General features: G+C 40.4%; 34 protein-coding genes and 1 tRNA gene. 25 read left to right on the forward strand and 10 right to left on the reverse strand.

The genetic code is table 11. The annotated features are described in order from the left end of the window. Window positions 1-42 precede the first annotated feature (42 nt). Window positions 43-1,146, reverse strand: a complete 1,104-nt coding sequence (locus D891_RS0100700; RefSeq protein ID WP_025209129.1) for an IS256 family transposase — start codon at window positions 1,144-1,146, stop codon at window positions 43-45. Between the two features lie 158 nt (window positions 1,147-1,304). Here D891_RS0100700 and D891_RS0100705 point away from each other — a divergent pair, with 158 nt between their 5' ends. Together D891_RS0100705 and D891_RS0100710 are read left to right on the forward strand one after the other, a co-directional pair. After that, window positions 1,305-1,643, forward strand: a complete 339-nt coding sequence (locus D891_RS0100705) for a hypothetical protein (RefSeq protein ID WP_025209130.1) — start codon at window positions 1,305-1,307, stop codon at window positions 1,641-1,643. Beyond that, window positions 1,633-2,574, forward strand: coding sequence for a sialidase family protein (locus D891_RS0100710; protein ID WP_025209131.1), 942 nt, complete (start codon window positions 1,633-1,635; stop codon window positions 2,572-2,574). The genes D891_RS0100705 and D891_RS0100710 overlap by 11 nt, the downstream gene beginning before the upstream one ends. 2 nt (window positions 2,575-2,576) lie before the next feature. On the opposite strand, the gene D891_RS0100715 is transcribed toward D891_RS0100710, so the two are convergent. Further along, complete coding sequence (locus tag D891_RS0100715; protein ID WP_025209132.1) at window positions 2,577-4,583, reverse strand: EAL domain-containing protein; 2,007 nt, start codon at window positions 4,581-4,583, stop codon at window positions 2,577-2,579. Between the two features lie 265 nt (window positions 4,584-4,848). Then, on the reverse strand, window positions 4,849-5,061 hold the full coding sequence (locus D891_RS0100725; RefSeq protein ID WP_025209133.1) for a DUF2281 domain-containing protein: 213 nt from the start codon (window positions 5,059-5,061) through the stop codon (window positions 4,849-4,851). 281 nt (window positions 5,062-5,342) lie between these two features. Between D891_RS0100725 and D891_RS0100730 the strand changes: the two genes are divergently transcribed. From D891_RS0100730 to D891_RS09795, 3 genes are all read left to right on the forward strand, one after another. Beyond that, the gene (locus D891_RS0100730) at window positions 5,343-6,128 is read left to right on the forward strand and encodes a DUF4878 domain-containing protein (RefSeq protein WP_025209134.1); all 786 of its coding nucleotides are present in this window, start codon (window positions 5,343-5,345) and stop codon (window positions 6,126-6,128) included. A gap of 74 nt (window positions 6,129-6,202) precedes the next feature. Beyond that, window positions 6,203-7,066 carry a hypothetical protein gene (locus tag D891_RS0100735; protein ID WP_025209135.1) on the forward strand — a complete coding sequence of 288 codons (864 nt, stop codon included), beginning with the start codon at window positions 6,203-6,205 and terminating at the stop codon, window positions 7,064-7,066. 60 nt (window positions 7,067-7,126) lie between these two features. Then, entirely contained in the window at window positions 7,127-7,297 is a 171-nt protein-coding gene (locus tag D891_RS09795) for a cytidylyltransferase domain-containing protein (RefSeq protein WP_156919043.1), read from the forward strand. On the opposite strand, the gene D891_RS09045 is transcribed toward D891_RS09795, so the two are convergent. Continuing rightward, entirely contained in the window at window positions 7,266-8,240 is a 975-nt protein-coding gene (locus D891_RS09045; RefSeq protein ID WP_156919042.1) for an IS256 family transposase, read from the reverse strand. The two genes, D891_RS09795 and D891_RS09045, sit on opposite strands and share 32 nt — an antisense overlap. After that, window positions 8,237-8,407: a hypothetical protein gene (locus D891_RS09800; protein ID WP_156919041.1), complete on the reverse strand. Its 171-nt coding sequence runs from the start codon at window positions 8,405-8,407 to the stop codon at window positions 8,237-8,239. The genes D891_RS09045 and D891_RS09800 overlap by 4 nt, the downstream gene beginning before the upstream one ends. Window positions 8,408-8,601: 194 nt before the next feature. On the opposite strand from D891_RS09800, the gene D891_RS0100750 reads away from it, so the two are divergent. From D891_RS0100750 to D891_RS0100810, 13 genes are all read left to right on the forward strand, one after another. After that, window positions 8,602-9,462, forward strand: coding sequence for an aldo/keto reductase (locus D891_RS0100750; RefSeq protein ID WP_025209136.1), 861 nt, complete (start codon window positions 8,602-8,604; stop codon window positions 9,460-9,462). Beyond that, on the forward strand, window positions 9,459-10,229 hold the full coding sequence (locus D891_RS0100755) for an SDR family oxidoreductase (RefSeq protein ID WP_025209137.1): 771 nt from the start codon (window positions 9,459-9,461) through the stop codon (window positions 10,227-10,229). The genes D891_RS0100750 and D891_RS0100755 overlap by 4 nt, the downstream gene beginning before the upstream one ends. Next, window positions 10,223-11,182 carry a cytidylyltransferase domain-containing protein gene (locus tag D891_RS0100760; RefSeq protein ID WP_025209138.1) on the forward strand — a complete coding sequence of 320 codons (960 nt, stop codon included), beginning with the start codon at window positions 10,223-10,225 and terminating at the stop codon, window positions 11,180-11,182. Before D891_RS0100755 ends, D891_RS0100760 begins: the two co-directional genes overlap by 7 nt. Before the next feature lie 72 nt (window positions 11,183-11,254). Then, window positions 11,255-12,172, forward strand: coding sequence for a quinolinate synthase NadA (gene nadA / locus D891_RS0100765; RefSeq protein WP_025209139.1), 918 nt, complete (start codon window positions 11,255-11,257; stop codon window positions 12,170-12,172). Between the two features lies 1 nt (window position 12,173). Then, on the forward strand, window positions 12,174-13,001 hold the full coding sequence (gene nadC / locus D891_RS0100770) for a carboxylating nicotinate-nucleotide diphosphorylase (RefSeq protein ID WP_025209140.1): 828 nt from the start codon (window positions 12,174-12,176) through the stop codon (window positions 12,999-13,001). A 3-nt stretch (window positions 13,002-13,004) separates the two neighbouring features. Then, window positions 13,005-13,805: a nitrilase-related carbon-nitrogen hydrolase gene (locus tag D891_RS0100775; RefSeq protein WP_025209141.1), complete on the forward strand. Its 801-nt coding sequence runs from the start codon at window positions 13,005-13,007 to the stop codon at window positions 13,803-13,805. Beyond that, entirely contained in the window at window positions 13,790-14,626 is an 837-nt protein-coding gene (locus tag D891_RS0100780) for an NAD+ synthase (protein ID WP_025209142.1), read from the forward strand. The genes D891_RS0100775 and D891_RS0100780 overlap by 16 nt, the downstream gene beginning before the upstream one ends. A gap of 123 nt (window positions 14,627-14,749) precedes the next feature. Further along, a complete protein-coding gene (locus tag D891_RS0100785; protein ID WP_025209143.1) occupies window positions 14,750-16,075 on the forward strand; it encodes a cytochrome ubiquinol oxidase subunit I in 1,326 nt (441 codons plus the stop codon). Between the two features lie 2 nt (window positions 16,076-16,077). Beyond that, window positions 16,078-17,106 carry a cytochrome d ubiquinol oxidase subunit II gene (cydB, locus tag D891_RS0100790; protein ID WP_025209144.1) on the forward strand — a complete coding sequence of 343 codons (1,029 nt, stop codon included), beginning with the start codon at window positions 16,078-16,080 and terminating at the stop codon, window positions 17,104-17,106. A gap of 75 nt (window positions 17,107-17,181) precedes the next feature. Further along, window positions 17,182-17,258 (forward strand) — tRNA-Arg (locus D891_RS0100795). Between the two features lie 287 nt (window positions 17,259-17,545). Then, entirely contained in the window at window positions 17,546-17,821 is a 276-nt protein-coding gene (locus D891_RS0100800; protein WP_025209145.1) for a helix-turn-helix domain-containing protein, read from the forward strand. A 93-nt stretch (window positions 17,822-17,914) separates the two neighbouring features. Further along, window positions 17,915-18,193, forward strand: coding sequence for a type II toxin-antitoxin system RelB/DinJ family antitoxin (locus D891_RS0100805; protein WP_025209146.1), 279 nt, complete (start codon window positions 17,915-17,917; stop codon window positions 18,191-18,193). After that, window positions 18,181-18,456, forward strand: a complete 276-nt coding sequence (locus D891_RS0100810) for a type II toxin-antitoxin system RelE/ParE family toxin (protein ID WP_025209147.1) — start codon at window positions 18,181-18,183, stop codon at window positions 18,454-18,456. Before D891_RS0100805 ends, D891_RS0100810 begins: the two co-directional genes overlap by 13 nt. A 14-nt stretch (window positions 18,457-18,470) precedes the next feature. Here D891_RS0100810 and D891_RS0100815 read toward each other — a convergent pair whose 3' ends face one another. Both D891_RS0100815 and D891_RS09895 read right to left on the reverse strand, forming a co-directional pair. Then, on the reverse strand, window positions 18,471-18,755 hold the full coding sequence (locus D891_RS0100815; protein ID WP_025209148.1) for a helix-turn-helix domain-containing protein: 285 nt from the start codon (window positions 18,753-18,755) through the stop codon (window positions 18,471-18,473). Further along, entirely contained in the window at window positions 18,748-18,912 is a 165-nt protein-coding gene (locus tag D891_RS09895; protein WP_198014762.1) for a hypothetical protein, read from the reverse strand. The genes D891_RS0100815 and D891_RS09895 overlap by 8 nt, the downstream gene beginning before the upstream one ends. A 130-nt stretch (window positions 18,913-19,042) precedes the next feature. Between D891_RS09895 and D891_RS0100825 the strand changes: the two genes are divergently transcribed. Continuing rightward, window positions 19,043-19,324, forward strand: a complete 282-nt coding sequence (locus D891_RS0100825) for a type II toxin-antitoxin system Phd/YefM family antitoxin (RefSeq protein ID WP_025209149.1) — start codon at window positions 19,043-19,045, stop codon at window positions 19,322-19,324. A gap of 489 nt (window positions 19,325-19,813) precedes the next feature. Here D891_RS0100825 and D891_RS09805 read toward each other — a convergent pair whose 3' ends face one another. Next, complete coding sequence (locus D891_RS09805; protein ID WP_156919044.1) at window positions 19,814-19,963, reverse strand: hypothetical protein; 150 nt, start codon at window positions 19,961-19,963, stop codon at window positions 19,814-19,816. Then, the gene (locus tag D891_RS0100835) at window positions 19,960-20,178 is read right to left on the reverse strand and encodes a ribbon-helix-helix domain-containing protein (protein ID WP_025209150.1); all 219 of its coding nucleotides are present in this window, start codon (window positions 20,176-20,178) and stop codon (window positions 19,960-19,962) included. The genes D891_RS09805 and D891_RS0100835 overlap by 4 nt, the downstream gene beginning before the upstream one ends. A gap of 137 nt (window positions 20,179-20,315) precedes the next feature. On the opposite strand from D891_RS0100835, the gene D891_RS10080 reads away from it, so the two are divergent. Genes D891_RS10080 through D891_RS0100855 form a run of 5 tightly spaced genes read left to right on the forward strand, consistent with a single transcriptional unit; the run spans window position 20,316 to window position 22,990 of the window. Further along, a complete protein-coding gene (locus D891_RS10080) occupies window positions 20,316-20,600 on the forward strand; it encodes a BrnT family toxin (protein WP_084042276.1) in 285 nt (94 codons plus the stop codon). Then, entirely contained in the window at window positions 20,569-20,832 is a 264-nt protein-coding gene (gene brnA, locus D891_RS0100840) for a type II toxin-antitoxin system BrnA family antitoxin (protein ID WP_029951859.1), read from the forward strand. Before D891_RS10080 ends, brnA begins: the two co-directional genes overlap by 32 nt. Before the next feature lie 57 nt (window positions 20,833-20,889). Continuing rightward, window positions 20,890-21,144, forward strand: a complete 255-nt coding sequence (locus D891_RS0100845) for a DUF2281 domain-containing protein (RefSeq protein WP_025209152.1) — start codon at window positions 20,890-20,892, stop codon at window positions 21,142-21,144. Between the two features lie 29 nt (window positions 21,145-21,173). After that, window positions 21,174-22,058 (forward strand): N-acetylneuraminate synthase family protein, encoded by an 885-nt coding sequence (locus tag D891_RS0100850; RefSeq protein WP_025209153.1) that lies wholly within the window; start codon window positions 21,174-21,176, stop codon window positions 22,056-22,058. Next, window positions 22,034-22,990 carry a hypothetical protein gene (locus tag D891_RS0100855; RefSeq protein WP_025209154.1) on the forward strand — a complete coding sequence of 319 codons (957 nt, stop codon included), beginning with the start codon at window positions 22,034-22,036 and terminating at the stop codon, window positions 22,988-22,990. Before D891_RS0100850 ends, D891_RS0100855 begins: the two co-directional genes overlap by 25 nt. 62 nt (window positions 22,991-23,052) lie before the next feature. Here D891_RS0100855 and D891_RS0100860 read toward each other — a convergent pair whose 3' ends face one another. Next, window positions 23,053-24,600, reverse strand: coding sequence for an ATP-binding protein (locus tag D891_RS0100860; protein ID WP_025209155.1), 1,548 nt, complete (start codon window positions 24,598-24,600; stop codon window positions 23,053-23,055). 204 nt (window positions 24,601-24,804) lie between these two features. On the opposite strand from D891_RS0100860, the gene D891_RS09325 reads away from it, so the two are divergent. Further along, on the forward strand, window positions 24,805-25,884 hold the full coding sequence (locus D891_RS09325; protein ID WP_025209156.1) for a glycosyltransferase: 1,080 nt from the start codon (window positions 24,805-24,807) through the stop codon (window positions 25,882-25,884). Window positions 25,885-25,924 lie beyond the last annotated feature (40 nt).

Consider the following 25,924-nt stretch of genomic DNA (forward strand, 5'->3'; position numbering starts at 1 on the left):
TGTGTCACCCCTCTTCCTGTTTGGTTCACTTAGTTTCCCCATCTATCCAAAAGCCTCCATCAGGTATTCAGAGTATCTGAGCTTTCTTGATGAATACTTCTCATCCTTATCTTTGAAGAAAAGGTAAAGGAACTTTTCAGCACTGTCCTCAGAATGGAGATAACCCCTAATTCTTAAAGAATCCTTTAATTCCTTGAAACACCTCTCCATCCAGTTTGTTGTTGAAAAGTATACCTTTATCTTTTCATTGAGGTTTGAGAAGTGTGTATAGTTCTTGACTTTACTTTTTAGGCTGTTTAGGGATTTATAGAGCCTACTCCATTTGTCGATGAACTCATTCATCAAGAGTTCTGCCTCCTCTTGGGTCTTAGCCTCCATTATCTGGTTTAGCTCTTTCAGCATCTCATCCCAGTGTCTCTTTCTCACCTTGCTTTTTATGTTCTTCTTCAGATGAAACCAGCATAGCTGATGCTTTGCTTTGGGGAATGCCTCCTCTATTGATCTTGAGAGCCCTTTTAGATCATCGCTGATTATCATTCTGACATTCTTTAGTCCCCTTGATTTTAGGTCCTCAAATATCTCTCTCCACATCTGTGTATTCTCATTGCCTCCAGGTAGGAAGTATGCAAGTATGTTTCTTCTGCCGTCGTATCTCAATCCCAGAACAGCATAAACTGCCTCTTTTTCTACACTGTCCCTCTTCAGAGGCAGGTATGTTGCATCTATGTATAGGACTGGATACTCATCATCCAACCTTCTGTTTTTGAACTCCTCTATGACCTCTTTTGGTATGTCGGAAATATAGCTTGCAAACTGGGATGATATGGAACATCCAATGAGATTTTCTAAAACCTTGCCTGCCTTCCTTGATGAGACTCCAGACACGAACATTGCCCTTATTATGTCATCAAGGAGAAACATCACCCTCTTTCTCTCAGGCAATACATCGCTTTTGAACTTGCCGTCCCTTGTTCTGGGGATGGAAAGCTCCATCTGACCTAATATTGTTTTTGGTGACCTTGTGTAATATCCATTTGCCCTTGTTGATTTGTTCTCTTCTAAGTACCCGTCTCTTTCCTCTTTCATGATCCTTTCAATCATTGACTTGAATTCTTCCTTCAATTGTGTAAAAATCAAATCATACATGTGTTTTTCCTCCTTTGAAGGGTTAGTGTCAAAGAGGGGTTATAACATATAACCCCTCTCCCTTCAAAGGGTGACACAAGTAATTTTACACTACCTTATACTCCAATCGGTTGCTTTTGTAAATAGATTAATTTATATTTTAAACATGGAGGTGGATGATGAGGTATATGGTTGGCGTTGTGTTGATTTTGTTTGTCGGTTTTGGTGTTGTTGCCTGCGGTGCCGATAACGCAACAAGGAAAAACCTGAATGCAAGGGAAGGTGTGTTGACGGGGCTTGTTAAGGTTTACGGGGATGATGTGTTTATCATAACGAATTACAGAAGCCGCTCGAGGGTTAGCTATTTGGTGAAGGGTAAGCTAAAGGAGAAGATAAAAGGGCTTGCCTGCAATGTCGTTAAGGTGGAGGGTGAGTTTGTAAGAAACGGCTGGTCTGGTGTTGTCAGGGTTGATAGGCTCATCGAAGCAGAAAAAGAGGAGCGGTGTGATGAATATTAAAGAGACGATCGTTCTTGCAAAGAAACAGAAAGGCAGGTATAAGGCCTTCCCCACTGCAGTTAGGCTAAACGACGGTGTCGTTGTTGCGTATAGGGATGGGGTTGTTGATCCAACCAAGCCCCACGGCTCAAGCGGCATGGTTAGGCTTCTAAGGAGCAGGGATTTTAAGGAGTTTGTGGTGTTTGATACGCCGTTTAGGGATAATGAGCTTGATGCTATCATCTCAGGGCCTTTTGATGAGAGGCTTGTTTTGTTTAGCAGGAGCTATGAGCACGGTCTAAGAAACGAAAGCTATGTTAGCAGTTTTAGCGTTGATGAGCTGCCTCAAAATAGACGAAGGGTTCAGATAGAGGGTGTCGATATTGCTGCCTTCTTTGGGCATCCCATTCCCTTCAAGGATGGGTTTGTGGCAACGGCGTATGGCGCATACAACAAAAAGCCCTCGCCTCTTCTTCTGTATACAGAGGATTGGCTTGAGTTTTCCTTCCTCTCGGCCATTACGCCCGACGGTTTTGAGCCCAACCTCAACGAAACATCCATCGTAAAAACCGATAGGGGCTTTCTGGCTATTATGCGCTCAAGGGAGCCGTCGTATGAGCTTTACTATTCTTTGAGCGATGATCTGATTGTTTGGTCAGAGCCCAAAAGGCTGGAAATATTAGGGCATGCACCCATGGTCAGGCGGCTTAAAAACTCCATGTTCTGTATGGTTTTTAGGCATTTAGAGGCCGACTCATGGGGGGTTGGTCTTGCAAAAAGCAAAGACGGTATTGACTGGGATGTCTTTAGGATCCACTCATACAGCGGCGATCTATACAACGGCGGTTATGGCGATTTTGTTGAGATAGATGGTGATAATCTGTTTGTGGTCTATTACACATCCGATAGGGATAATGAGCCGTGGATAGAGGCCAAGATCGTTGAGCTATAAGCCTATGCCATAAAGATGTTCAGGTTTGGCTTGTCCTTTATGGTTTTGTTCAAGATAAGATCCTCAATAGGCATGGGCTTGGATAGCAGATAACCCTGGCACAGTTCTATGCCCGCCTCCTTTAGAAACGACAGCGTGCTTTCGTTGTCAACAAACTCAGCAACGGTTAGAAGCCCTAACTCCTTCGACAGATTGCTTATGATTTTTACAGTTTTTCTTGTGTATTTGTTCTTATCTATGTCTTTTATCAGGCTGCCGTCTATCTTTAACACCTTCAGGCCGCCCGTTTTTGCCAAATCTATAACGCTTTTTAGTGAGGAGTATCCCGCTCCGAAATCATCGACGGCAAAAACCGTTTTGAATCTCTTGTAGACATCGTTTATTATGCCTATATTCCCCACAAACTTCTGCTCTGTTAACTCTATTACGACATACAGGTCAAATGCATCAAGCAGGTGCTTTAGTTCATTTAGGTATGATGCGTTTAGTAGTGAGTTGAAGCTGGCATTAACAAACAGCCTGTCTGTTATGAGTTTTATCCTATCCTTCTTTTCGATTAATGCCTGGAGTATGAGCCTATCGAATGTTTCTATTCTGTTTATCTTGTAAACCCTGTCTATAAACAGGCCTGCCGGAATGAGCTTATCGTCGTCTTTTATACGCCCCAGGGCCTCTAAGGCGTAAATACTTCTGTCGTTTGTTGTATATATGGGCTGAAACTCGACATCGACCTCTCTGTTTTTTAGTTTTGTCTCTATGAAGACCTCGTTGTATTTCTCTGTAAGGAAGGAGAGTATCTCTTGCTTATCCTTTTGGGTTATGGCAAGGTATGTGCTGTCTTTTTCTAATTTTGCCTTCTCTTTTAAAAACAGAAGGGTTTTTATTATGTCTTTGGTTTTTAGGTTTAGGTCCTTTTCTATCTTTAAGCCGACGATGGTGTATTTTATGTTTTCTATCCGCTGCTTGTTTATGATGAAGCTGCTTTTTAGGATTTGGCTGATCTTGCGTATTATGTTTTTGTATAGCTCTTCGTCTATGTCGATGGATAGGATGTAGAAGTTTGATACTATGCCCCTGATTATCGTCGATGTCTCCCTGTTTGACCTCATAAAGCTATTCAGAGCCTCTTCTGCGGACTCGATGAGTTTGTTTATGGTGTCTTCACCGTAAATAGAGTTTAGACCCTTTAGGTTTTGTATGTCTATCATCGTTATAAACTGGTCTTTTGTCCTTGAAAGGAGCTCGCATAGCGAGAAGAAGCTGTATTCCTTATCCGAGAAGGCAATGAAATATAGTTCCGATAGGGTGTTGTTGAACTTCAACACCTCTTCCTTTAAGTTTTTCAAAATCAGATAGGACTCAACAAATAGCCCCTTGGAGTAGTATGCATATAGCGAGTTGGCCAGATGGTGAATGGTTTGGTGGGTTGTGTGCAGATAGAGGCATAGGTCTTTCTTTAGGCATACCATTAAGGCTTCGGGATACAGCAGGTGTCTTGTGAATTGGCATTCGGCAGGTGAGATTAGGGGATAGGATGATAGATCGTCTTTTGAGAGGGAATCGACTATCCTTTTTAGGCACTGCAGAACGCCGTCAAACAGGAGGTATTTCTTGAAAAACGAATCCGATAGCTCGGCAAGGTTTTCAAGTTGCTTTTTTATGAAGAATTTAGCTATATTGTTTCTAAAGGCCTCAAACGATTTTATTAAGGTTTCTATCTCGTTTAGCGTTAGCTTTGGTTTTAGGTTTTCTAAGACAACCCCTTTGAGTAAATCGATGCGGTTTATGAGTATCTCAAAGGGGGCATCAGCCGACTGATACCTGTTTAGCTGGCTCTGGGTTAGCTGTTTCTTGCTTAGGAAATAGACAAAATCCTCGATGAGTATATCTGTTGCGTTGCCTAAATCAACAGAGCCGTTTTTCAGCTTTGAGTTGCCTTCTAAAAGCCTTTTGAAGCCCTTTGATATCTCGCCTAAACAGGACTCTATGGCTGAGATAATCCCATCCACGCCTTGCCCCTTTTGTATTCGATTACTTATGAGTTTACATTTTATTCATTTGTTGTAAAGCTTTTTCTGTTAGTTCATATAAGATTGTGGAATGAGAAGGGCTTTTGTCTTGCTGCTATAATAGTATTACGCCAATTGAGTGCAAGGAAAAATCTGTTATATTTAATTTATCGGCATTACTGCTTAAGAATTTTTTGCAGCTCTCTTTCTTATCCTGGTCTAAAAGTATTTCTAAAAATATGTTTGTATCTATTAGAAACACTGCTTATCTCCACTCCGAAGCCTTGTGCTGCAACTCAACGGAAGTAAATTCATCCTTTACTTCAGACAGGCCGCCCTCCCAGTTAAACTTAAAGCCTTTTGATCTGGTGTTTTTGTTTTTATACTTCATGCATAGAAAATCTATATAATCTAAAACCTCTTTCTTTAGGTTTTCAGGAAGTTCCTGGATTTTCGACTCGATCTCTTTCTCATACATGGTTTTTGCCCTCCTTAGAGCTCTTAATTTAAAAGTTTTTTGCCTTTAAAATGGCTTTGGCACAACTCTCCTTTTAAAGTATACCAAACTAATAGAGAATGTTCTATTGCTAAATATGCATTATGATGCCTTACTAAGACAACAATCTTATGCTGCCCTTTTTTGGTTCATACATAAAAAATAGTTAGAAAAATTAAAAAATATTCCATAATGAGCGTTTGGATTTGATTTTTATTTAAACTTTTTGTATAAGGATTTAAAGAATTAATGCGGAGGTTGATATGAAGAAGCTGTTTAAGTTTTTGGTATTTCTGTTGGTTTTGGGTGCAATTGCCGTTGCTGCTGCGTTTTTCTTTACATCGAGCCTGCCTCAGACGGCAGATGATTTCTTTAAGGCCATAAAAAACAACGATTACAACAAGGCAGCAGAGTATCTATCTGAGAATTTCAAAAGCGCAACGCCTGTATATAGGCTAAAAGCCGCACTGCCCTATGAGAGGTTTAAGCATTACAGCGGCTATTCCTTCAATGTCAGGGAGGTAAACGCCGACGGCACGGGTAAACTCAAGGGCGTTTTGGAGTTTGACGATGGCTCAAAGCTGCCTATAACCATAAGGCTCATAAAGGAAAACGACCAGTGGAAGATTAACTATATAAAGCTGCCGCCATCTGGTTTGACGGTGAATCAACAAAGCAACAACCAGCCAAAAGCCCCCAAAGCCTCTTATGATGCGCTTGTCCATAAGACAATGGTCGGCTTGGTTTATGCCATAATGAACGACGATTATGAGGGCTTTTACCGCTCCACATCGAGACAGTTCCAAAGGAGTGTTGCCCTTGAGAAGATAAAATCCGTTTTTAGTCAGTTTAAGGGTGTCAATATCAACTGGAACGATATACCCAACATGAAGCCCGTCATAAAATCGAGCAAGATTAAAAGCAACGGTGTTCTGAAGATAGTGGGTTATTATCCGACACAGCCTCGCCATCTGGGTTTTGATTTTGAGTATCTAAAAAACAACGGGGAGTATAAGGTATTTGGCGTATTCTTGAGATTGGAAAAGTAATAGGTATAGCCTCTGTCTTATTTGTTTTTGTCATAACGGCGTCGTGCAAGAAGGATAAACAGTGCAGCCTGAATTTGAAAAGGGCTGATATAGGTTGCAGTCGGATAGAGGTGGTTGTGTCTGCTAAATCCGACTGTGACGGCCTGTTTTTGGGCATAAAGACGGCCAAAGGGGATTATATATTTTTTTACAACAACTCAAATGGCGTTAAAAACGGCGCTGTGCCTTGCGGTTTTTCTTTAAAAACCGAAAAGGATTTTGTATCGCTGGGCGTTGACGGTCATATAAGGGAGGTTGATTCTAACTTAAGCCTTAATCAACTAACGAAGGTGCTAAAAAGCGACCGGTTTGAGCTTGTTGTTAGGTGGGTGATAGATGCGCATAACCCTGTTGTTGAAAGCATATGGGCAGAAAGCGGTAGCAACAGGGTGTATTTTTCGAAGAAACGCCTGCAGCTGTGCAGGGATTATTTTCTGTTTTTGCTCACCCAGCCCGTTGAGTCGTGGGTGTATGAGAAATACGGCAATCCACACTATTGCGATTTTTTGAACCTTTGTATGCATCAGGATAAACCTCTAACGGTAAATAAGGACATTGTTGAACACCTTTTTAGGGCAGGTAGGGTCAGGCTTGCTGAGTTTCTTCTGTTTAGGTTTTTGGATAAGGCCAAACAGAAAACCGATACTTGCAATATAGATGTTGATTTTGTGGATAAGGACACATTTGAGCCTTTGCAGATAGAAAGCCCCGTTTTTAGGATCTATAGATTCCCCAAGGAGAAATACCCGCCTGAGGAGGCAAAAAGTATAAGGCTCAACCGTGGGGCTTATGAGATCAGGCTTAAGAGTGATAGCTTCAAGGCCAAACCGCTTTCTGTGGTCTGCAACGGCGAGGGAAGGATGCATCTGATGTTGCCTGTGGAAAGACTCCATTTTTAAGGCTTTTCGTTTTTGCTATTCTGCCGATTTATATTAGGGAGAAGATAGTGGGAGGTTGAGATGATAAACTCAAAGAGGGTTGTGGCCTTTGTGGTTGCCAGGCTCTCCTCATCGAGGCTTTTTGGAAAACAGTTAAAAACCATAGGCGATAAGAGGCTTATCGAATTGGAAATCGTGTCAAGATTTTTGTGTAATCCACCTATGAGTACCTCCCAAGGAACATCTCTCTGATTTCTTCCCTTGCTTCCAAGAAGCCATTTACTATTCTGTTAGACCACCTGTCATTGAGCATTGCCACCCTCAGATAAACGAACTTTTCAACAGATTTAACAGAAGGTAGAGCGCCTATCACCTTAACTCTTCTTCTGATTTCTTTTATTGTTCTCTCTATTAAATTTGTCGTATATACAACCCTCTGGATAGGCTCAGGATACTTAAGAAATGCAAGGAGTTTATAAAGCTCCCTCTCCCAAGATTTGACTACATTGGGGTATTTGGAGCTCCACTTCTTCTTGAATATCTCAAATCCTTTTAAAGCCTCTTTTTTGTTTGAAACCTGATATATCCTTTTTAGGTCATCTGCTATCTCTTTCCTGTCTTTGGCTCTTACTTTGCTTAAAGTGTTCCTGATTTTGTGAACTATGCATGATTGAAAATCTGCTTTTGGAAAGTACTCCTTTATCCTCTCCTCAAGGCCAACAACGCCATCTGCCACAAAGAGGAGAACCTCTCTTACTCCCCTCTCATACAGTCTTCTTATTATCTCAGAATAGCTTTCTACTCCCTCAGAGGGGTTGACCTCAAAGTCAAGTATCTCTCTGTAGCCGTTTTCATCTATCCCTAAAACGAAAAGGACGACCTCTTTTGCTGTAGTATTCCTCCTGACAGATAGCCACATGCCATCGAGCATTATCAGTGTGTATCTTTTCTTTAGTTTCCTCTTTTTCCAACTGTTTATCTCCTCTTCGGTAATCTGGGATATCTGGCTTATTGTTGAAGGTGAGTACTTTAGTTCAAATATACTCTCCAAGGCTTGTGATACAGATCTTAAGCTCATTCCAGAGGCAAACATCCCTAAGATTAGATCCTCAAGATCCATATCCCTTCTTTTGTATGGTTCTATAAGCTTTGTTCTGAATCTCCCCTCTCTGTCCCTTGGAATCTTTAAATTCAATTCTCAAGCCTTCCGATGGTCGTATCCAAACTCCTCTCATAGAATCCATTTTTCATTCCACCATGTTCTTTGACAAATACATCTCTTTCGGCTAACATAATAGCCGATAGGGTTTGTGTTACCACCTCTTTTATGAGGTCTGGTAGGACATTTTTCAGTTCTGTCATTTCAAACCTCCTCCTGGGGATTGGGTGTTGTCCCTGGGAGGATACCCAATCCTTAGGGATTACACAAGATATTGTACACTACCGCCTTTTTAGCTGTTGACTTGTGTTCTTTGTTGAAATATAAGTCTAAAAGAGGCGTTTAATAATGTCTCTCGGAGCAGAAAGTAGGGTTTTTTGAAGGAAGGGCTTTAACTGTGGACATTGTTGAGAAAATAGGTTTGGGGACTGTTCAGTTTGGACTGGACTATGGCATAAACAACAAATTTGGAAGGGTTAAGGAAAACGAGGTTCAAAAGATCCTAAATTATGCCTTGAGCAAAGGGATTGATCTTATTGATACGGCCTATTCTTACGGCGAAAGCGAAACCGTTCTTGGTAGGTTTAGTGGTTTGGGGCATTTCAAGGTTGTTTCCAAGTTTCCCAAGGATTTGGATCCTGGAATTGCCATAGACATTAGCCTTAAGAGGTTGAAGATTGAGCGTTTTTACGGATATTTATGCCACCATTTTGAATCTTTAAAGAACAATTTGGCTGTCTGGGGAAAGGTTTTGGATTTAAAGGATAGAGGACTAACAGAGAAGGTGGGTTTTTCGCTTTATTTTTTGGACGAACTCGATTTCCTTTTGGAAAAATTCATAGAGTTTGACCTAATTCAGGTTCCTTACAACATCTTTGATAGAAGGTTCGAGGGGTATTTCTGTGCTTTAAGGGATAGGGGCGTTGAAATACATGTGAGGTCTGTCTTTTTACAGGGTTTGTTTTTTGTTGAGGTCGATGGGTTGCCCGAGTTTTTTTATCCTGTTAGAGAAAAGATTAAAGAGATCCAGCAGATTTCACGTGATTTGGGTATACCTTTAGAAAGATTACTGCTGTCTTGGGCATTGAGTAATGAATGTGTTGATAGGGTCATTGTTGGTGTGGATTCGTTTGATCAATTTAAGAAAAACACAGATTTGGACGATAGTATAGTTGAAAAGGTAAGGTCTATTGATTGGGATTATTTTAAGGAAGATGATGAGAAAATTATCTTGCCTGTGAATTGGAGGTTCAATTGAACGTTTTGGATAGTTTCAGGCTCGATGGTAAGATTGCTATAGTTACAGGCGGATATGGTCATTTGGGCAGGGCATTTGTTGAGGCTTTGCATGAAGCGCACGCCAAGGTCTATGTTGCAGCAAGGAGCAGGGATAGATTCTTGGAAGTTTTTAAGGGAATAAAAGGTATTGAGTTTGTCTATTTGAATATTCTGGATACAAACTCGATAAAAGAGGCCTTTTCTTCTGTGCATAAGGAGAATGTTAAGATTGATATTTTGGTTAACAATGCCGTATCGCTTGATTTTGGATCGGCGTTTATGGATGATGAAACGTGGAATAAGGGAGTTGATGGCGTTTTGAACAGCGTTTTTAGGTGTATAAGAGAGGTTGTGCCCTTTATGGAAAGTGGTGCAAGCATAATCAATATTGCATCGATGTATGGCATGGTTTCACCGGATTTTGAGATCTATAAGGGCTTTGAGCAATTCATGAGTCCGCCACACTACGGTGCTGCAAAATCCGGTGTCATACAGATGACGCGCTACTATGCCGTTAAGTTGGCAAAAAAGGGCATCAGGGTGAACTGCATATCGCCGGGTCCTTTTCCGTCCAAATTCGTTCAGAAGTTCGATGGATTTATTGAGAAACTCAAGTCAAAGGTACCCTTAGGAAGGATTGGCGATCCCGAGGAATTAAAGGGAGCTTTGGTCTTTCTTGCAAGTGATGCATCATCCTTTGTAGCGGGTCATAACTTGGTTGTGGATGGTGGGTGGACGATATGGTGAAAGATGAGCGTGTTGTTGCGTTTATTGTTGCAAGGCTATCCTCTTCAAGGTTGCCCAATAAGCACCTAAAGACCATAGGCGACAGACGAATGATCGATTGGACAATCCACTTTATCAAGCAGGTAAAGTATTTGGACGATATTGTTATTGCAACGGTAGATGAGGAGGACAATAGACCGTTAATTGATGTGGCAAAGGAGCATAAGGTGAAGCTATTTTGGTATAGGGGTGAAGTTAGTGATGTGGTGGGCAGGTTGACTAAAGCGGCCATCGAGTTTGAAGCTGATATTCCAATTCTTGTGAGCGGTGATTGTCCGCTGATTTGGCCTGAAACCGTAACAAAGCGTATAGAGAAGATTTCAACAAACAAAGAGCTTGACTATGTTGGTTTTTGTAAAAAGGATGGTCAATACCCCATACATTCAAGTGTCGGTGTTTATAGGAGAAGGTGTTGGGAGTTAGCGGATAGACTGTCTGATAAGCCAAACTTGAGGGAGCACCATTTTCCCGTTGTGGGTTTGAGGAGCGATCTATTTAAGATAGACTGTATTGAATGTGAAGATATCTTTTACAAGGTGAATCACAGGATCTCTGTTGATACGCTTGCAGATTTAGAGTTTATGAATGCTGTTTTTGATGGGCTTAAATCTAAAGGCAAGGCTTTTGACCTCAAAAACTCCGTTGAGTTATTGATTGAAAAGCCCGAGCTTATGCAGATAAATGCGGATGTTCACCAGATAAGAATAGACGAAAAGCCCAAAAAGGCGCTGTTTAGGCTGAATTCTGAAGAGAATGCAGAGCTGTTTTTTGATTTAGCGTATCATCTGACAAAGAAGGGTGTAGGCGTTAGGTTCTATTCGACCGATAAGGGTGTGTTGGAGCTTATCAGGAACAAAGGATACGGCATAGCCAGGGATTTAGACGGTTTTGATTTTGAGATAGTCGATAGATAGCGTTTTGTTATTTTTCTTGATTTTGCTTATTTCTTTTAATATCCTTTGATAGCTTTTTAGTGGGGGATTTTTATGGATAAGAATCGTCTGAAGGAAGAGATAGTCAAGCTAAAAAAGCAAAAGAATGCGGTAATATTGGCCCATTATTACCAGAACGACGATATACAGCAGATAGCCGATATTCGTGGGGATTCTCTGGCTTTGGCCATAGAGGCCTCAAGGCTGGATGCGGATATTATAGTTTTCTGCGGCGTTAGGTTTATGGCAGAGACGGCCAAGGTTGTATCCCCCTCAAAGAAGGTTCTATTGCCTGTTATGGATGCCGACTGTCCACTGGCCGATATGGCAACAAAGGAGGCGGTGTTAAAGAAAAAAGAAGAATTGGGCGATGTTGTGGTTGTCTCCTATGTAAATACCAATGTTGATGTCAAAACCGTTTCCGATATATGTTGCACATCCGCCAATGCAGTCAATGTCGTAAAGAGCCTAAAAGAGAAGAGGGTGTTGTTTGTTCCTGACAGAAACTTGGGTGAGTTTGTTAAGGAGAATGTAAAAGACAAAGAGGTCTTTTTGTGGGATGGCTATTGTCCTACGCATGAGGAGTTTAAGATAGAGCAACTCAATGAGCTTAAAAAGGCTTATCCTGAGGCCAGAATTGCCGTACATCCCGAATCGCCCAAGGCGGTAAGGGATGCAGCCGATTTTGTTGGCTCAACAAGCGGCATTATCGATTATGTGTCAAAGACGGATGGGGATGATTTTATTATAGGCACCGAAGAGGGTATACTGTATGAGTTGAGACTGAATAATCCGACCAAGAACTTCCATGTGATAGGCGGAAGTGCTGTCTGTTTCAACATGAAGAAGATCACGCTTGAGAGTTTGTATGAGTCTTTGAGGGATGAAAAACATCAGATAATCCTTGATCCTGAGACTATTGAGCTTGCTAAAAAACCCATTGAGAGGATGATTTCCATAAAGAGAAACTAAGATGAACCCCTTGTTTGTTAAGGATAGTCTAAAGGCGTTCTTGTTGGAGGATACCTATTACAGCGATATCACCACCGACAGCATCTGCTCAAACAGACCGGCAAAGGCCATCATAAGGGCAAAGGAGGATTTTGTTTTAGCCGGTTCTATTTTTATTGAGCCTCTGCTTAAGTTGATGGATGAGGCTTTCTGCGTTGAGCTATTCAAGCATGACGGTGATAGTGTAAGGGCAGGTGATGCGATAGCCGAGGTGGAATCAACCGACAGGGCACTTTTGTATATTGAAAGGACCTGTTTGAACATACTTCAACGCCTATCCGGCATAGCAACAAAGGCATACACCTTTGCCGATATATTAAAACCATACAAAACCAGGATAACAGACACAAGGAAAACGACGCCGGGTTTTCGTTTCTTTGAGAAGTATGCCGTATCCGTGGGCGGAGGTAAGAACCACAGGATGGGCCTGTTCGATGCTGTGCTTATTAAGGACAACCACATCAAGGCGGCAGGCGGTATAAAGAGGGCCGTTGAACTTGCAAGGCGGGGTGTTTCGTTTACAACAAAGATAGAGGTTGAATGCTCCGATATAGGCGAGGTTGAGGAGGCCATCGCCTCAGGTGTGGATATAGTGATGCTCGACAATATGAGTTTGGGGCAGATGAAGGAGGTTGTGAGCCTGTTTAGGGGCGAGGTTGTGTTTGAGGCAAGCGGCAATATAAACGAGGACAACTTAAGGGATATAGCAGAAATCGGCATTGATTACATCTCTTCTGGGTCTATAATACACCATGCCTGTTGGGTTGATATAAACATGAAGCTGGAGTGATAGATGAAGATAGCTATTGGCCAGATAGATACTGTTTTGGGTGATGTTTCCAAAAACCTCAACAAGATAGAGCATTACATCGATATGGCTGTTGAGAAGGGTTGTGAGCTTGTTGTTTTTCCTGAATTGGCCCTAAGTGGCTATAATTTGAGGGATCTGGTTTATGAGGTGGCAATAGAGCAGGATGGTAATGTTGTTAGGGATTTGGCAAATAGGAGCGCTTACATAGATATCGCCGTTGGATTTGCCCAGAAGGAGAACGGTTATTACTTCAACAGCGCCATGTATCTAAGCGGCGGGGATGTTGTTCATATACACAAGAAGAACTATCTGCCCGATTACGGCATGTTTGAGGAGGCAAGATACTTCAGCAGGGGGCTTTCTATAGATACATTTAAGACAAGGATGGGCAACACCACGATATTGATATGTGAGGATGCCTTCCATGTATCTTCGCACTATGAGGCCTTTGCCAACCAGACGGAGTTGCTGATAATACTCTCTGCAAGCCCCTTTTGGTCGGATTATAGGAGTATGAAGTGGCAGATGTGGGAGAATCTATCCAAAACCTATGCCCAGCTCAATTCAAGCTTTGTTCTGTTTGCAAACAGAACGGGTTTTGAAGACGGTGTGGGTTTCTTTGGAAGGTCTTTTGTGGTCGATCCGATGGGGAATATAATAAAAGAAGCCGTGTTTTTGAAGGAAGAGCTGTTGATTGTTGAGCTTGATTATAGGGATATTGAGAGGGCTAAATTGAGACTGCCTATTTTGAAAAACGAGGAAAGGCTATGGATAAAAGGTTAATAGATAAACTGAAGATAGATTGTGATGTGGTTTTTACCTATCTGGTTGAGTTTTTGCGCCAGGAGATAACAAAGACCGGATTGGTTAGGGCTGTGTTGGGGTTGTCTGGTGGTATCGATTCTGCTGTTGTTGCCTATCTGGCCAAAGAGGCCTTAGGTAAGGAGAATGTTTATGCCATTCTTATGCCGTATAAGCTCTCAAGCAAGGAGAGCGTTGAGGATGCCTTAAAGGTGGTTGAGGATACCGGCATTAATCATAAGATATTTGAGATTACAGCTCCTGCTGATGCGTATATAGAGCAGTTTGAGCAGATGGATAAGCTCAGAAAGGGTAATGTCTTTGCAAGGATGAGGATGATTACGCTCTTTGACCACTCATCCCTTTATAAGGCATTGGTCGTCGGCACAAGCAACAAAACGGAATTGCTGTTGGGCTATGGCACCTGGTATGGCGATATGGCCTCAAGCTTAAACCCCATAGGGGATCTTTACAAGAACCAGATATACCAGCTTGCCAGATACTTGGGTGTGCCTGAGAGCATTATAAAGAAGAAACCGTCTGCCGACTTATGGGTTGGCCAGAGCGATGAGGATGAGCTGGGTTTTACTTACGATGAGGCGGATGTTGTGCTTTATCATCTCTATGATCTGAATTGCACGGTTGATGAGGTTGTTGGGTTGGGCTTTTCAGAGAAGCTTGTGAAGGGTATAGCAGATAGAGTCAGAAGGAATCAGTTTAAGCGCCTTCCGCCAATTATAGCTAAAATAAGCAAAAGGACAATCAATATAGACTTCCGCTATCTGAGGGATTGGGGGCTTTAGGATTTTCTTCATGATAAAATTTTTCAACAGATAATATATAAATTTTCTCTTGACTTTGTAATCAATCAAATTAAAATAAATTTAAGGTAGCAATTTTAATAATTTTTTTAAGGGGAGGAGTCTATGGACGCAGTATTGTTGGCGCGTTGGCAATTTGCATTGACTGCACTGTTTCATTTTATCTTTGTTCCGCTAACGCTTGGTTTATCTTTTTTGGTTGCCATAATGGAGACCATCTATGTTAAAACCGACAACCCGGTGTATTTAAGGATGACCAAGTTCTTTGGAAAGCTTTTTCTAATCAACTTTGCTTTAGGTTTGGTTACGGGTATTACGCTGGAGTTTGAGTTTGGTATGAACTGGGCCAGATATTCGAAGTTTGTTGGCGACATCTTTGGTGCGCCTTTGGCCATAGAGGCGACACTGGCGTTCTTTTTGGAATCAACCTTTTTGGGTGTGTGGATATTTGGATGGAAAAAGGTCTCCAAAAAGATGCACGCCATAAGCATGTGGCTTGTGGCATTCGGAACAAACATTTCGGCTTTATGGATACTCATTGCAAACGCTTGGATGCAGCATCCTGTTGGTTATGTTATAAGGAACGGAAGGGCGGAGTTTGTTGATTTCTGGGCTGTGGCGACGCAGCCTTATGCCATACTCAAATTCCTCCACACCATAACGGCCGGCTATGTGGTGGGTGCGTTCTTTGTTATGGGTGTTTCTGCTTATCACCTTTTGAGGAATCAAGAGGTTGACCTATTCAAGAGGGCCTTCAAGATAGGGGCTTCATTTGGTCTGTTTGCGGCTATTGCGGTGTTTATTATTGGCGATCTCCATGCCGGTGAGGTGGCAAAGACCCAGCCGACCAAGCTTGCTGCTATGGAGTCTATCTGGGAAACCCAGAAGGGTGCGCCTATGTATCTGTTTTTGGTTCCTGATGAGAAGCATCAGAAGAATGCGGTTGAGTTGTTTGGCATTCCAAAGATGTTGAGTATAATAGCCTATCACGACCCCAATGCGACTGTAAAGGGTCTTAAGGATTTCCCCAAAAACGATAGGCCCCCTGTCACCATAACCTTTGTGTCGTTTAGGACAATGGTTGCCTTGGGAAGCCTGTTTGTATTGCTTGTTCTTTTGGCCTTTTACTATGCAAAGAAGGACCTTCTGCTAAATAAGAGGTGGTTTTTAAAGCTCATGATTCTTGCCATACCACTGCCCTATATTGCCATAGAGCTGGGTTGGATTGTTGCTGAGGTTGGAAGGCAACCCTGGATTGTTTATGGATTAATGAGAACAGCCGATGCCACATCAACGGCCGTTAGCGTGCCGCAGATTATCATGAGCCTTGTTGGATTTGTTTTGTTCTATAGCATTTTGGGTATTATCGATATATATCTGCTTGTGAAATACGCAAGACAATTACCTGAAGCGGTGGAAGGAGGTCGCTAAAGATGACTCTGAATAGTGTGTGGTTTGCCTTGTGGGGGTTGTTGTGGGCGGTTTACTTTATGTTGGACGGTTTTGATTTTGGTGCGGGAATCCTCCATCCATTCGTGGCCAAGAATGATACGGAAAGGAGAATGGTAATAAATACATTGGGGCCTGTGTGGGACGGTAATGAGGTTTGGCTCATTACTGCAGGTGGTGTTACCTTTGCTGCATTCCCAACGACCTATGCGTATATGTTTAGCTATCTGTACACACCGCTATTTTTGATTCTTATGTCGTTAATTCTAAGGGGCGTTTCGTTTGAATTTAGGGGAAAGATCCATTCTGAGGGTTGGAAGAAGTTGTGGGATTTTGTTATATTCCTGTTTTCGTTTTTGCCGGCTCTGTTGTTTGGTGTGGCCTTTGGAAACATATTTGAGGGCATACCTATGGATGCAAACGGATATCACGGCACGCTGTTTAGCCTATTGAATCCCTATGGCTTGTTGACGGGGATTTTGTTTGTGTTGTTGTTTTTAGAGCATGGGGCTTTGTGGCTTTCCTTTAAGGCTACCGGCGATGTTGCAGAAAGATCCAAGGGTGCAGCCAAAAAGACCTGGCCTATTCTGGTCATAGTGGCCGTTGTGTTCCTCGTTTACACAAAGTTTGCAACGCATTTGTATGATAATTATCTGAAAAATCCCGTATGGCTTGTTGTGCCTGCGGTGGCTGTCTTGAGCCTGTTGTCTATTGGTGGGTTGATAAATAAATCACCTGTTAAGGCGTTCTTTGCTTCGTGTTTGACTATAGTGGGTATAACCTTTACCGGTATTATAGGGTTGTATCCGAATCTTATACCGTCAAGCATCGATCCTAAATACAATCTGACCATCTTTAATTCATCTGCAAGCCCATACACGCTTAAGATTATGTTTATAGTTGCTGCTATATTTGTGCCTATAGTTATAGCTTATCAGATCTGGGCTCATTTGTTGTTTAGAAAGCCCATTGAAGAGAAGGATCTAAACGATCCGGAAGTGGAGACATATTGATGTTAATGCCCGCGCGCTCTGCGCGGGTTTTGTTTGACTTACATCTCCCGTTGTGTATAAATAAAAATCCCAAAGGCGCCTGTAGCTTAATTGGATAGAGCAGCAGACTTCGGATCTGCGGGTTGGGGGTTCGAGTCCCTCCAGGCGCACCACCTTCAACCTTTTCCACCTTGTATGTTATTCCCACCAGCCCATCATCTGTGTTATTATTCTAATATAGGGCTGATAGGGAAGGTGTGGCCCTTTGCACCTGGAGCGTTTATCCCTGTTAAGGGATAAACAGCTCGATTCGCAGATTGACCCAACCTTCCCTAAGTTTGAACAGTAGCCGGAACGCTTCTTTTTATAAGAAGCTGTCTGTATACAAGGTAAAATAGGGAAGGCTCCCTATCAGCCATTATAATCCTTTATTGTGGAAATTTCAAAGGGGGGGTAAACGATGAGCGATTTGCAAAGATACATGAAGAAGAGAAAAGCTAAAGATAAAGAATTTAGAGAGGGATTTGATTCTGGGTATGAGGAGTTTAAAATAGGGATTTTACTGAAAATGGCAAGACAGGAAGCTGGTCTTACTCAGGAGGAGCTCGCTAAACTGATTAACACTAAGAAAACATCCATATCGAGAATAGAAAACCACGCTGAAGATATAAAAATATCTACGCTCAAGAAAATCGCCGGCGCCTTAGGGAAAGAGCTTAGGGTGGAGTTGATATAAAAGAGACCATATTTTTGAAATACTACAATATGTAAAATATAGACTTGATTCATACACACTTATTGTGTATTGTATAAAAACGGAGGTGATAAAATGAGTTCCGTAAGTAAGGAAAGAATCAGAACTAACCTATCTCTCGATAAGGAAGCCAAAGAAAAAGCAAGGAAAATATTTGAAAAATACGGTCTCAGTTTGAGCGAGGCTGTAAACATCTTTCTTTATCAGAGTATTTACTCTAACGGTATTCCCTTCAGAGTAGAGATACCAAACGAAGAAACAGTTAAAGCTATGGAAAATGTAAGAAAAGGAGAGAACTTAGAGGAAGTTACACTTGACCAGCTCAAAGAGGAAGCCAAGCAGTGCTTAAAATAAGAAGAGAAAAAACCTTCGTGAAGGATTTAAAAAAAGTAAAAATGACGGATCATCAGTATCAGAAATACATATCCTATATAGCAAGGCTCCAAGAGGGTAAAGAACTCCCAAAAGAGGCATACGATCACCCTTTGGTGGGTAATTGGAAAGATTTTAGAGAATTTCATCTGGGCGGGGATTTGATTTTAGTTTACAAAATAGACGAAGAATATCTTACGCTTGTAAGGATAGGCTCTCACGCAAAAATTTTTAAAGACGATTAATAAAATACATCAAATTACTTTAAAACAACCTCAATCTCACAATCAAGAGCTTCTGCGTATTTTATGAGTGTATTGAGGCTCGGAGCATAGGTGTTATTGAGGCTTTCAAGTCTTGATATGTTTGATTTTGAGGTTTTCATTCTCCTTGCTACCTCTTCTTGAGTAAGTCCTTTCTTTAGTCTTGCAGTCAGAAGTTCCTTTTTTATCCTGAAAATAGGAGCCAATCTATCGTACTCTTTTTTTACTTCAGGATTGCTTAAAGCCTCTTTCTTAAACTCTTCAAAAGTTGGCCTACTCATTGTCCACCTCCTTTTTTCTGCTTAAAGCAATTTCAAATTCCCTCTTTGGAGTTTTCTGAGTTTTCTTAATAAAGAAAAGTTTTCCCAATATTTTAGGAGGAAAGTTTAAGGTATCCTGTTTCACTTTTTCGTTGAAAAACTCTATTTCCCACTTCACTGTAATATGTTATCAAAAATGATAACAAAGTCAATATTTAAACGATTAATACCACGAAATATCAAATTGACTTTATTCCCATTTATACTTATAATATTACTTAGATAAATACTTATTAGGAGGATAAGCCATGTTAGTAGATACAGACAGAATTGTAGGAATAGCGGAGCTCCAAAAGAACCTCCCAAGGATAATAAGACAGTTAGAGAAAGAGGAAAAACCAGTGTTTGTTAGCAGAAGAAACAATATCTCCGCCGTTATACTGTCAGCTGAAGAGTATAAGAAAATATCTGAGCTTCTAAACCTATTAGAAGATATGGAAATAGCAGATCAGATTAGGGAAAGAATGAAAAATTACAATCCAGAAAAAAATGTATCATGGGAAAAGGTAAAAGAAAAATATGGCTTATAAGATAGAATTCATTCCTGAAGCCCTAAAGATTTCGATGAGCTGGACAGATCTTTAAAAATCCAAGCCAAGAAGAAGATTGATAAGCTCTCCGAAAATCCCTACATAGGCAAGCTTTTATCCAACAAGGCAGGAAAGGATTTAACGGGTTTTTTACAAGCTCTATTTCTACAAAAGGAAATACCGAATAGTTTACAGGATCATAGAAGACAAAATAGAAGTAGTGCAGATATAGGGCATAGGCAAGAGAGATAAAAGCAAGATTTTACGACACCGTTTCTAAGAGATTAGATTAATACCACAAAATATAAAGAAAAAATGCGCTGGGTTTTCAATCTTATATAGCAACTTTGCACCTTACACACGACTATAACATAGAACAGGTAGATTCCTAATGCTTCAGCGATAGAGATCAACGCCAATACTTTATGTTTTTCTCTGAAATTGCTCTTCATCAGAATAATGCTTCAAAATCCCTCGGTGAGATGATCTTTATGCTTTTGCACTCTTTACTTCCTCGATTATTACTGGACACACAAACAATTCAAACTCTTTTAGCCTTGCTCTTTTTAAAAGAGCAGAACATACACCCTCCGTAGCAAAGGCAGAGATAAAAGCATTCGTGCCAAACACTATTCTCATGATACATGCTCAAAAACATCTTCTTCCGCAATGACACCAGCTTTCTTGGCAAGCGGCTTTATCTTGCTTTTGGCTTTTTCAAATCTCTTTTCCCAAAGGTAAAAATTGACAGACTCTCTTACCACATCGCTTTTGTTTCTCCCTGTCTCTTTGGCAAAAGAATCCAACCTCTTATAGGGGTTTTCTGGCAAATGTATAGACAAAACTGTTCGCATATCTGTCTCCTCCTTGTGTGTTATAATTAACTACATACTACATTAAATCTTGAAAAAACAAGAATTTTGGCAGTTTAGGGAGGAAGTGTGTTTTAACTTTCCAAAAATATATATTTATTGTATAATTTCTATATGATATTAAGTTTGAGTTCGACCCAAACAAGAGTAAAGCCAATAAGGAGAAACACGGCATAGATTTTATTGAGGCGGAGAAACTTTGGAAGGATAAAAACCTATTGATCGTTCCTGCAAAGAATGTAAAAGGAGAAAGTAGGTTTGCTCTCATAGGCAAGTTAAACGGTAAATGTTTGATATGTATTTTTACATTGAGGAACAATGCCTACAGGATAATAAGTGTCCGTAGGTGTAGAAAGAAGGAGGAGGAGCTGTATGAAAAGAAAAGCAGGAAAAATAACCAATAAAGAGTTTGATGATCTTTTCGATAAAGGAGAAGACATAACAGAATACCTTGATACAGATAACTCCATGTCTTTGGATGAATTTGAAAGCAGATATAAAATCAAAAGGGTTAATGTTGATTTCCCCTCATACATAGTTGACTTATTAGACAAAGAGGCGAAAAAGATAGGGGTTACAAGGCAGTCCCTAATAAAGATGTGGATATCGGAGAAGATATTTGAGAAAAGCAAATAAAGGCATGCTTATAGCTTATCACCTGCACGACTGCTTTAACTATTGCAGGAGGCCAGTATGAGCATAGCAGGTAAAATATACAAGGAGCTTGAGCTATTACCCGAAGATAAACAGGTAAAGGTTTTAGATTTCATCAAATACCTTACAGAAAAACAGTCAGAAGAAGAAATAGAACAGTCAAGACATATCGGACATAAAAAGACGCACAAGAGGGCGCTATTGGCTCGTATTCCTTACTCTCAGGTTTATAGGGGCAAGGATAAGCGAGGTAATAAACATAAAACACGAGGATATAGACTTAAAAGGGGTTGACAAATGACACAGTATCTGCGAGGTGAAAAATGGTTGAGTTTGTTGCGGAGGTTTCGAGTAATCATAATGGGGATTTGAACAGATGCTTAAAGTTTGTGGAAGAGGCGAAAAGGAGCGGTTGTGATGGTGTTAAGTTCCAGCTGTTTAAAATTGACCAACTGTTTGCGCCTGAGATTCTAAAATACAGTGAAGAGCACAGGAAAAGAAAGGAATGGGAGTTGCCTGTTGAGTTTTTGCCCGAAATCTCAAGAAAATGCAAAGAGGTCGGAATAAAGTTTGTTTGCACACCGTTTTATTTGGATGCCGTTGATGAGCTTGAGCCTTATGTTGATGTATACAAGATTGCGTCTTATGAGCTTTTGTGGCACGACCTTTTTAAAAAATGCGCATCAACGGGAAAGCCCGTTATTGTGTCAACTGGCATGGCAACGCTCGATGAGGTCAAGAACGCTGTGGATGTACTCATTAAAAATGGATGCAGAGACATAACGGTCTTGCAGTGCACATCGAGTTATCCGACGCCACCTGATCAGTGCAATTTATCGGCAATTAAGACAATGAGAAATGCGATTAAAGCGCCCGAAGGTGTAAGGCTTAAATTCGGCTGGTCTGACCATTCGGTAAACGAGGGCGTCATACTGCGCGCTATCCACAGATGGAATGCAGAGATGATCGAGTTCCACTTCGATTTGGATGAAAGGGGTGAGGAGTACAAATTCGGGCACTGCTGGTTGCCAAATAGGGTCAAAAACCTGATAAAGATGGCAAGAAATGGATTTTTAGCAGATGGGAACGGAATCAAGGCGCCACAGGAAAACGAGCTTGAAGAGAGGAACTGGCGAGCAGATCCTACAGATGGTCTAAGGCCCCTAAAACAAACAAGGATCAAATGGCTGAAACAGTTAGAAAAATAGACATTGATGAGATAGAAAAACGCCTTTTAAATATTAAATTTGCACCTTCACCTATTAATTTTGAGAAAATCAAGCAGAACTATACCCGTGAAATAGGCACAGACAGGGTTATTTTAAAGCTCAAGGCATCAAGGGATATTGGTCTTGGGCATCTGTCGAGGATGATAACGCTTGGCTGGATCTTAAAAGACGCAAAAGCTGATGTGGTTTTTGCAATTAACGACTTTGAATACGCCAAAGAAAGATTAAATAAGGAAGGCTTTAGGTTTGAGATAAATAGGTTTGATTCAGATGAAGCATTTGTCGATGATTTAGTTGAGAAATACAAGCCCGATGTTATAGTCGTTGACGAGAAAAGGGCTTATAACATAAGCGATGTAAAAAGATGGCAAGAGTTTGCTCGCTTTGTGTCGCTGGACTTTATCGGTGAGGGTTATGAGATATGCGACAGAATTATTATACCCAATGCGCACTTTGAGCCGAAAAAGCATTCAACCTTTAACAATATCGTCTGGGGCTGGGGCTGGGTTTTGATTAACAAAGAGGTGTTTAAGTTAAAGCCCAAAAGCGCACTGCCTAAGGAAATAGGTAAAATTGTTATAACGACCGGCGGAAGCGATCCCTCTGGCATGTTGTTCAAATTCTTGGATTGGCTCAAAGGTTGCAAAAGGGAGGTTTTGGTTCTAATTGGAGAAGCATTTAAACACAAAGAAAGACTGCGGAGCTTGAATTTGCCCGATAATTTTAAAATTTTGCCATACAGTCCAAATATGCTATTGGAAGGCGACCTTGCCCTTGCGACTTTTGGCGTAACGGTATATGAGCTGATCTATTTGAACATTCCGTTCATTTGTGTGGGTCATACTGAGGAAAATAAAACGGGATGCAGGACTTTAAAAAACAGGTGTAGACTGATAATCAACGATGAGTGAAACCCCCACAGCGAAAACTCCCACCTTTTTTTGCACCTACGAGGTGCAAAAAAAGGCAAACTCTACCCCTTCACCCTCTCAATCTCCCACTGACTAATATTCCTCTCCCTTGAATCAAACACCATCCCAATGAGGTATATCTCTTTGTTCTCATCCAAGTATTTCTCATAGTATCTTCTCTCTTTTATCTGCTTTATCGGTTTGTCTTTCTCTTGATCCACTTTGAACTCTAAGATGAGGATCTTATCCTTCATCTTAACTGTTAAATCAATCCTTCCCTTGTTTGTTATATCCTCAGGTATCACATCATAGCCCAAAGCCATCAGGTAGACAAAGATCACACTGCTATAGTATCCCTCATACCTGGATATGATGTTGTTTGCATAGTTCTGATAGGGAATGGTTGCAAAGATGGTCTTTAGGTGGTTGATGAAGGAGGGAAAGTCGTTGGTCTTTAGGGCGTTCTTTATGTTAAGTTCATACCTTGTCTTTTCTATTCTCTGGTTTGTCAGATAATCTATAAATAGCCTGTTTAAAGAGAGTTGAACCTCAAGATTGGGGATAGAAAGCCTATATAGGTTGCCTCCTGTATCATCCGTCAATTTCCCTTTTATCGTCAAATACCCCGTCTGCCAGAGGAGTGCTCTAAAGTCAATGTATTCCACATCAAAGGCATTCAAAGCCTCTTCAGGAACAAGGGCATTCTCAATTTCAGGGATATAGTGGTTTTCTTCCTTTAGCTTCTCTATCAGAAATGATGGGTTTCCTGTCTGCCACCAGTAGTTTCTAAACTCATGGTTTTTGGAAAGAAACAGAAGTATGTCAAATGGGTTGTATAGTGGTTTGCCAAAGTAGTTGTAGCCGTTATACCACCTCTTGACCAACTCTAAATCTATACCCTCTATTCTGTCTTTGAAGACAGTCAACAGGTCATCATGTGTATAGCCGCAGATTTCTGCATAGTTCTCGTCAATTGTAATATCCTCTAAGTTGTTCAACCCACTGAATAGGTTGAGCTTTGAGAATTTGCTTACTCCAGTGATAAAGACAAACCTGATGTATCTGTCGCTATCCTTTATCACAGAGTAGAAGTTCTTTAGTATGTTTCTTGCCCTTTTTGCCATATCCTTGTTTGTGATGTTGTCAAGGATGGGTTTGTCGTATTCGTCTATGAGGATGACGACATTGGTTTTGTGCTTTTCATAAAGTTTGATTATTAATTCCTCAAAGCAGGATTTATAGTCGTCTATCTCTTCACATTCTATATTATATCCCCTTTGGTTCCTTTTTAGGATTCTTCTTATCTCGTCAATTGTCTGACTCTCATCCAAAGAGTAATCCCCACTGCCAAATGATATTCTTATAACAGGGTGGGGTTTGAAGTCATACTTGTCATAGATGTATAGCCCTTTGAATAGGTCTTTGTTGCCTAAAAATATCTCTGCTAATGTGTCAAGGAAGAGTGATTTGCCGAAGCGTCTGGGGCGGGAGAGGAAGTAATACTTGCCCTTTATCAAGAGTTTGTATGCAAACTCTGTTTTGTCAACATAGTAATAACCTTCCTGTATAATCTCGCTAAAGGTCTGAATGCCTATTGGGAGTTTTTTCATAGCAATAAAATTTTAGCAGTAATGGACGGAAAAATCAATAAGGGAGCATTTCACGGCAGGCCTGATTAAAGTTATTTGACAATCTCAAGTTTTAATTCTATCATCCGAGTAGGTAAGTAAGAAACCGTTAAACCCTAAGAACTTATGTGGGAGAAAAGGCGATGTTTTCAAATAAAAAATAGTAGGCAATGTAAGGAGGAAATAATGATAAAAAAGGGCGGTTTTGTCTACAGCAAAATACCGAAAGTGAGTGTAATTTTACCTACATACAACAGAGAAAAAACAGTTTCAAGAGCAATTGAAAGTGTCCTTGCTCAAACTTTTACAGATTTTGAATTAATAATAATTGATGATGGTTCTACTGATAATACAAAAGAAATAGTGAATAAATTTAAAGACGAAAGAATAGTATATGTAAGATACAATGAGAATAGGGAAAGATCGGCTGCAAGGAATTCAGGAATAAAAATTTCAAGAGGAAAATATATAGCTTTTTTAGATTCAGATGACGAATGGATTAGAGATAAGCTCAAGAAACAAGTTAACCTTGTAGAAAATTCCAAAGAAAATGTTGGGGTAGTATATACAGGATACACGCAAGTTTGGGATAACTTGAACGGCAGAAAAATAACAAACCCTTTTATTGATTCTGTAGAAAAATTAGAAGGTAATATCTATGAAGAATTAAAAAAAGGCGACTTCGTATTACCCTCTTCAGTTTTAGTAAAGAAAAAAGTTTTTGAAAAGGTCGGTTTATTTGATGAAAAAATTTATGCTGGTGAAGCATGGGATTTATGGGTTAGAATTTCTGAAAAATTTCTATTTAGCTTTATAGAGGAGCCTTTGGTTGTAAGATACATAAATAATGATAGTTTAAGTGGTTTTTCATTTGATCCATTTCGTGTTGTAAATACGATGCTACGTGTTTCTGAAAAACTTGATATTAACTTTAACAAACAAATATTCAAATGGTTTTTTTCCAATTTTAGAACAACAGAAGAATTTTTAGAGTACACAAGAGAAAATACACAAGAGAGAGTTATAATATTCGGAGCCAGTGCCCGTGGAATAGCAATATTTAAATACTTGCTTTCTAAAGGAATAAAATTCAACTTTTTTGTTGATAACGATAAAAAAAAATGGGGTAAAAAAATAGAAGATATAGAAATAAAAAGTCCTGATGCTATAGAAAAGGAAGACATAGTGATTATTGGTAGTGCCTGGTGGAAAGAAATTGCCAAACAATTGATTCATTTAGGGGTTACTAAAATGGTTGCTGGGTAAACAGAGGAAGAGCTATTTGTTATGTTATTTTTTTACAAAG

Source organism: Hippea sp. KM1 (assembly GCF_000526195.1).
Lineage (GTDB): Bacteria > Campylobacterota_A > Desulfurellia > Desulfurellales > Hippeaceae > Hippea.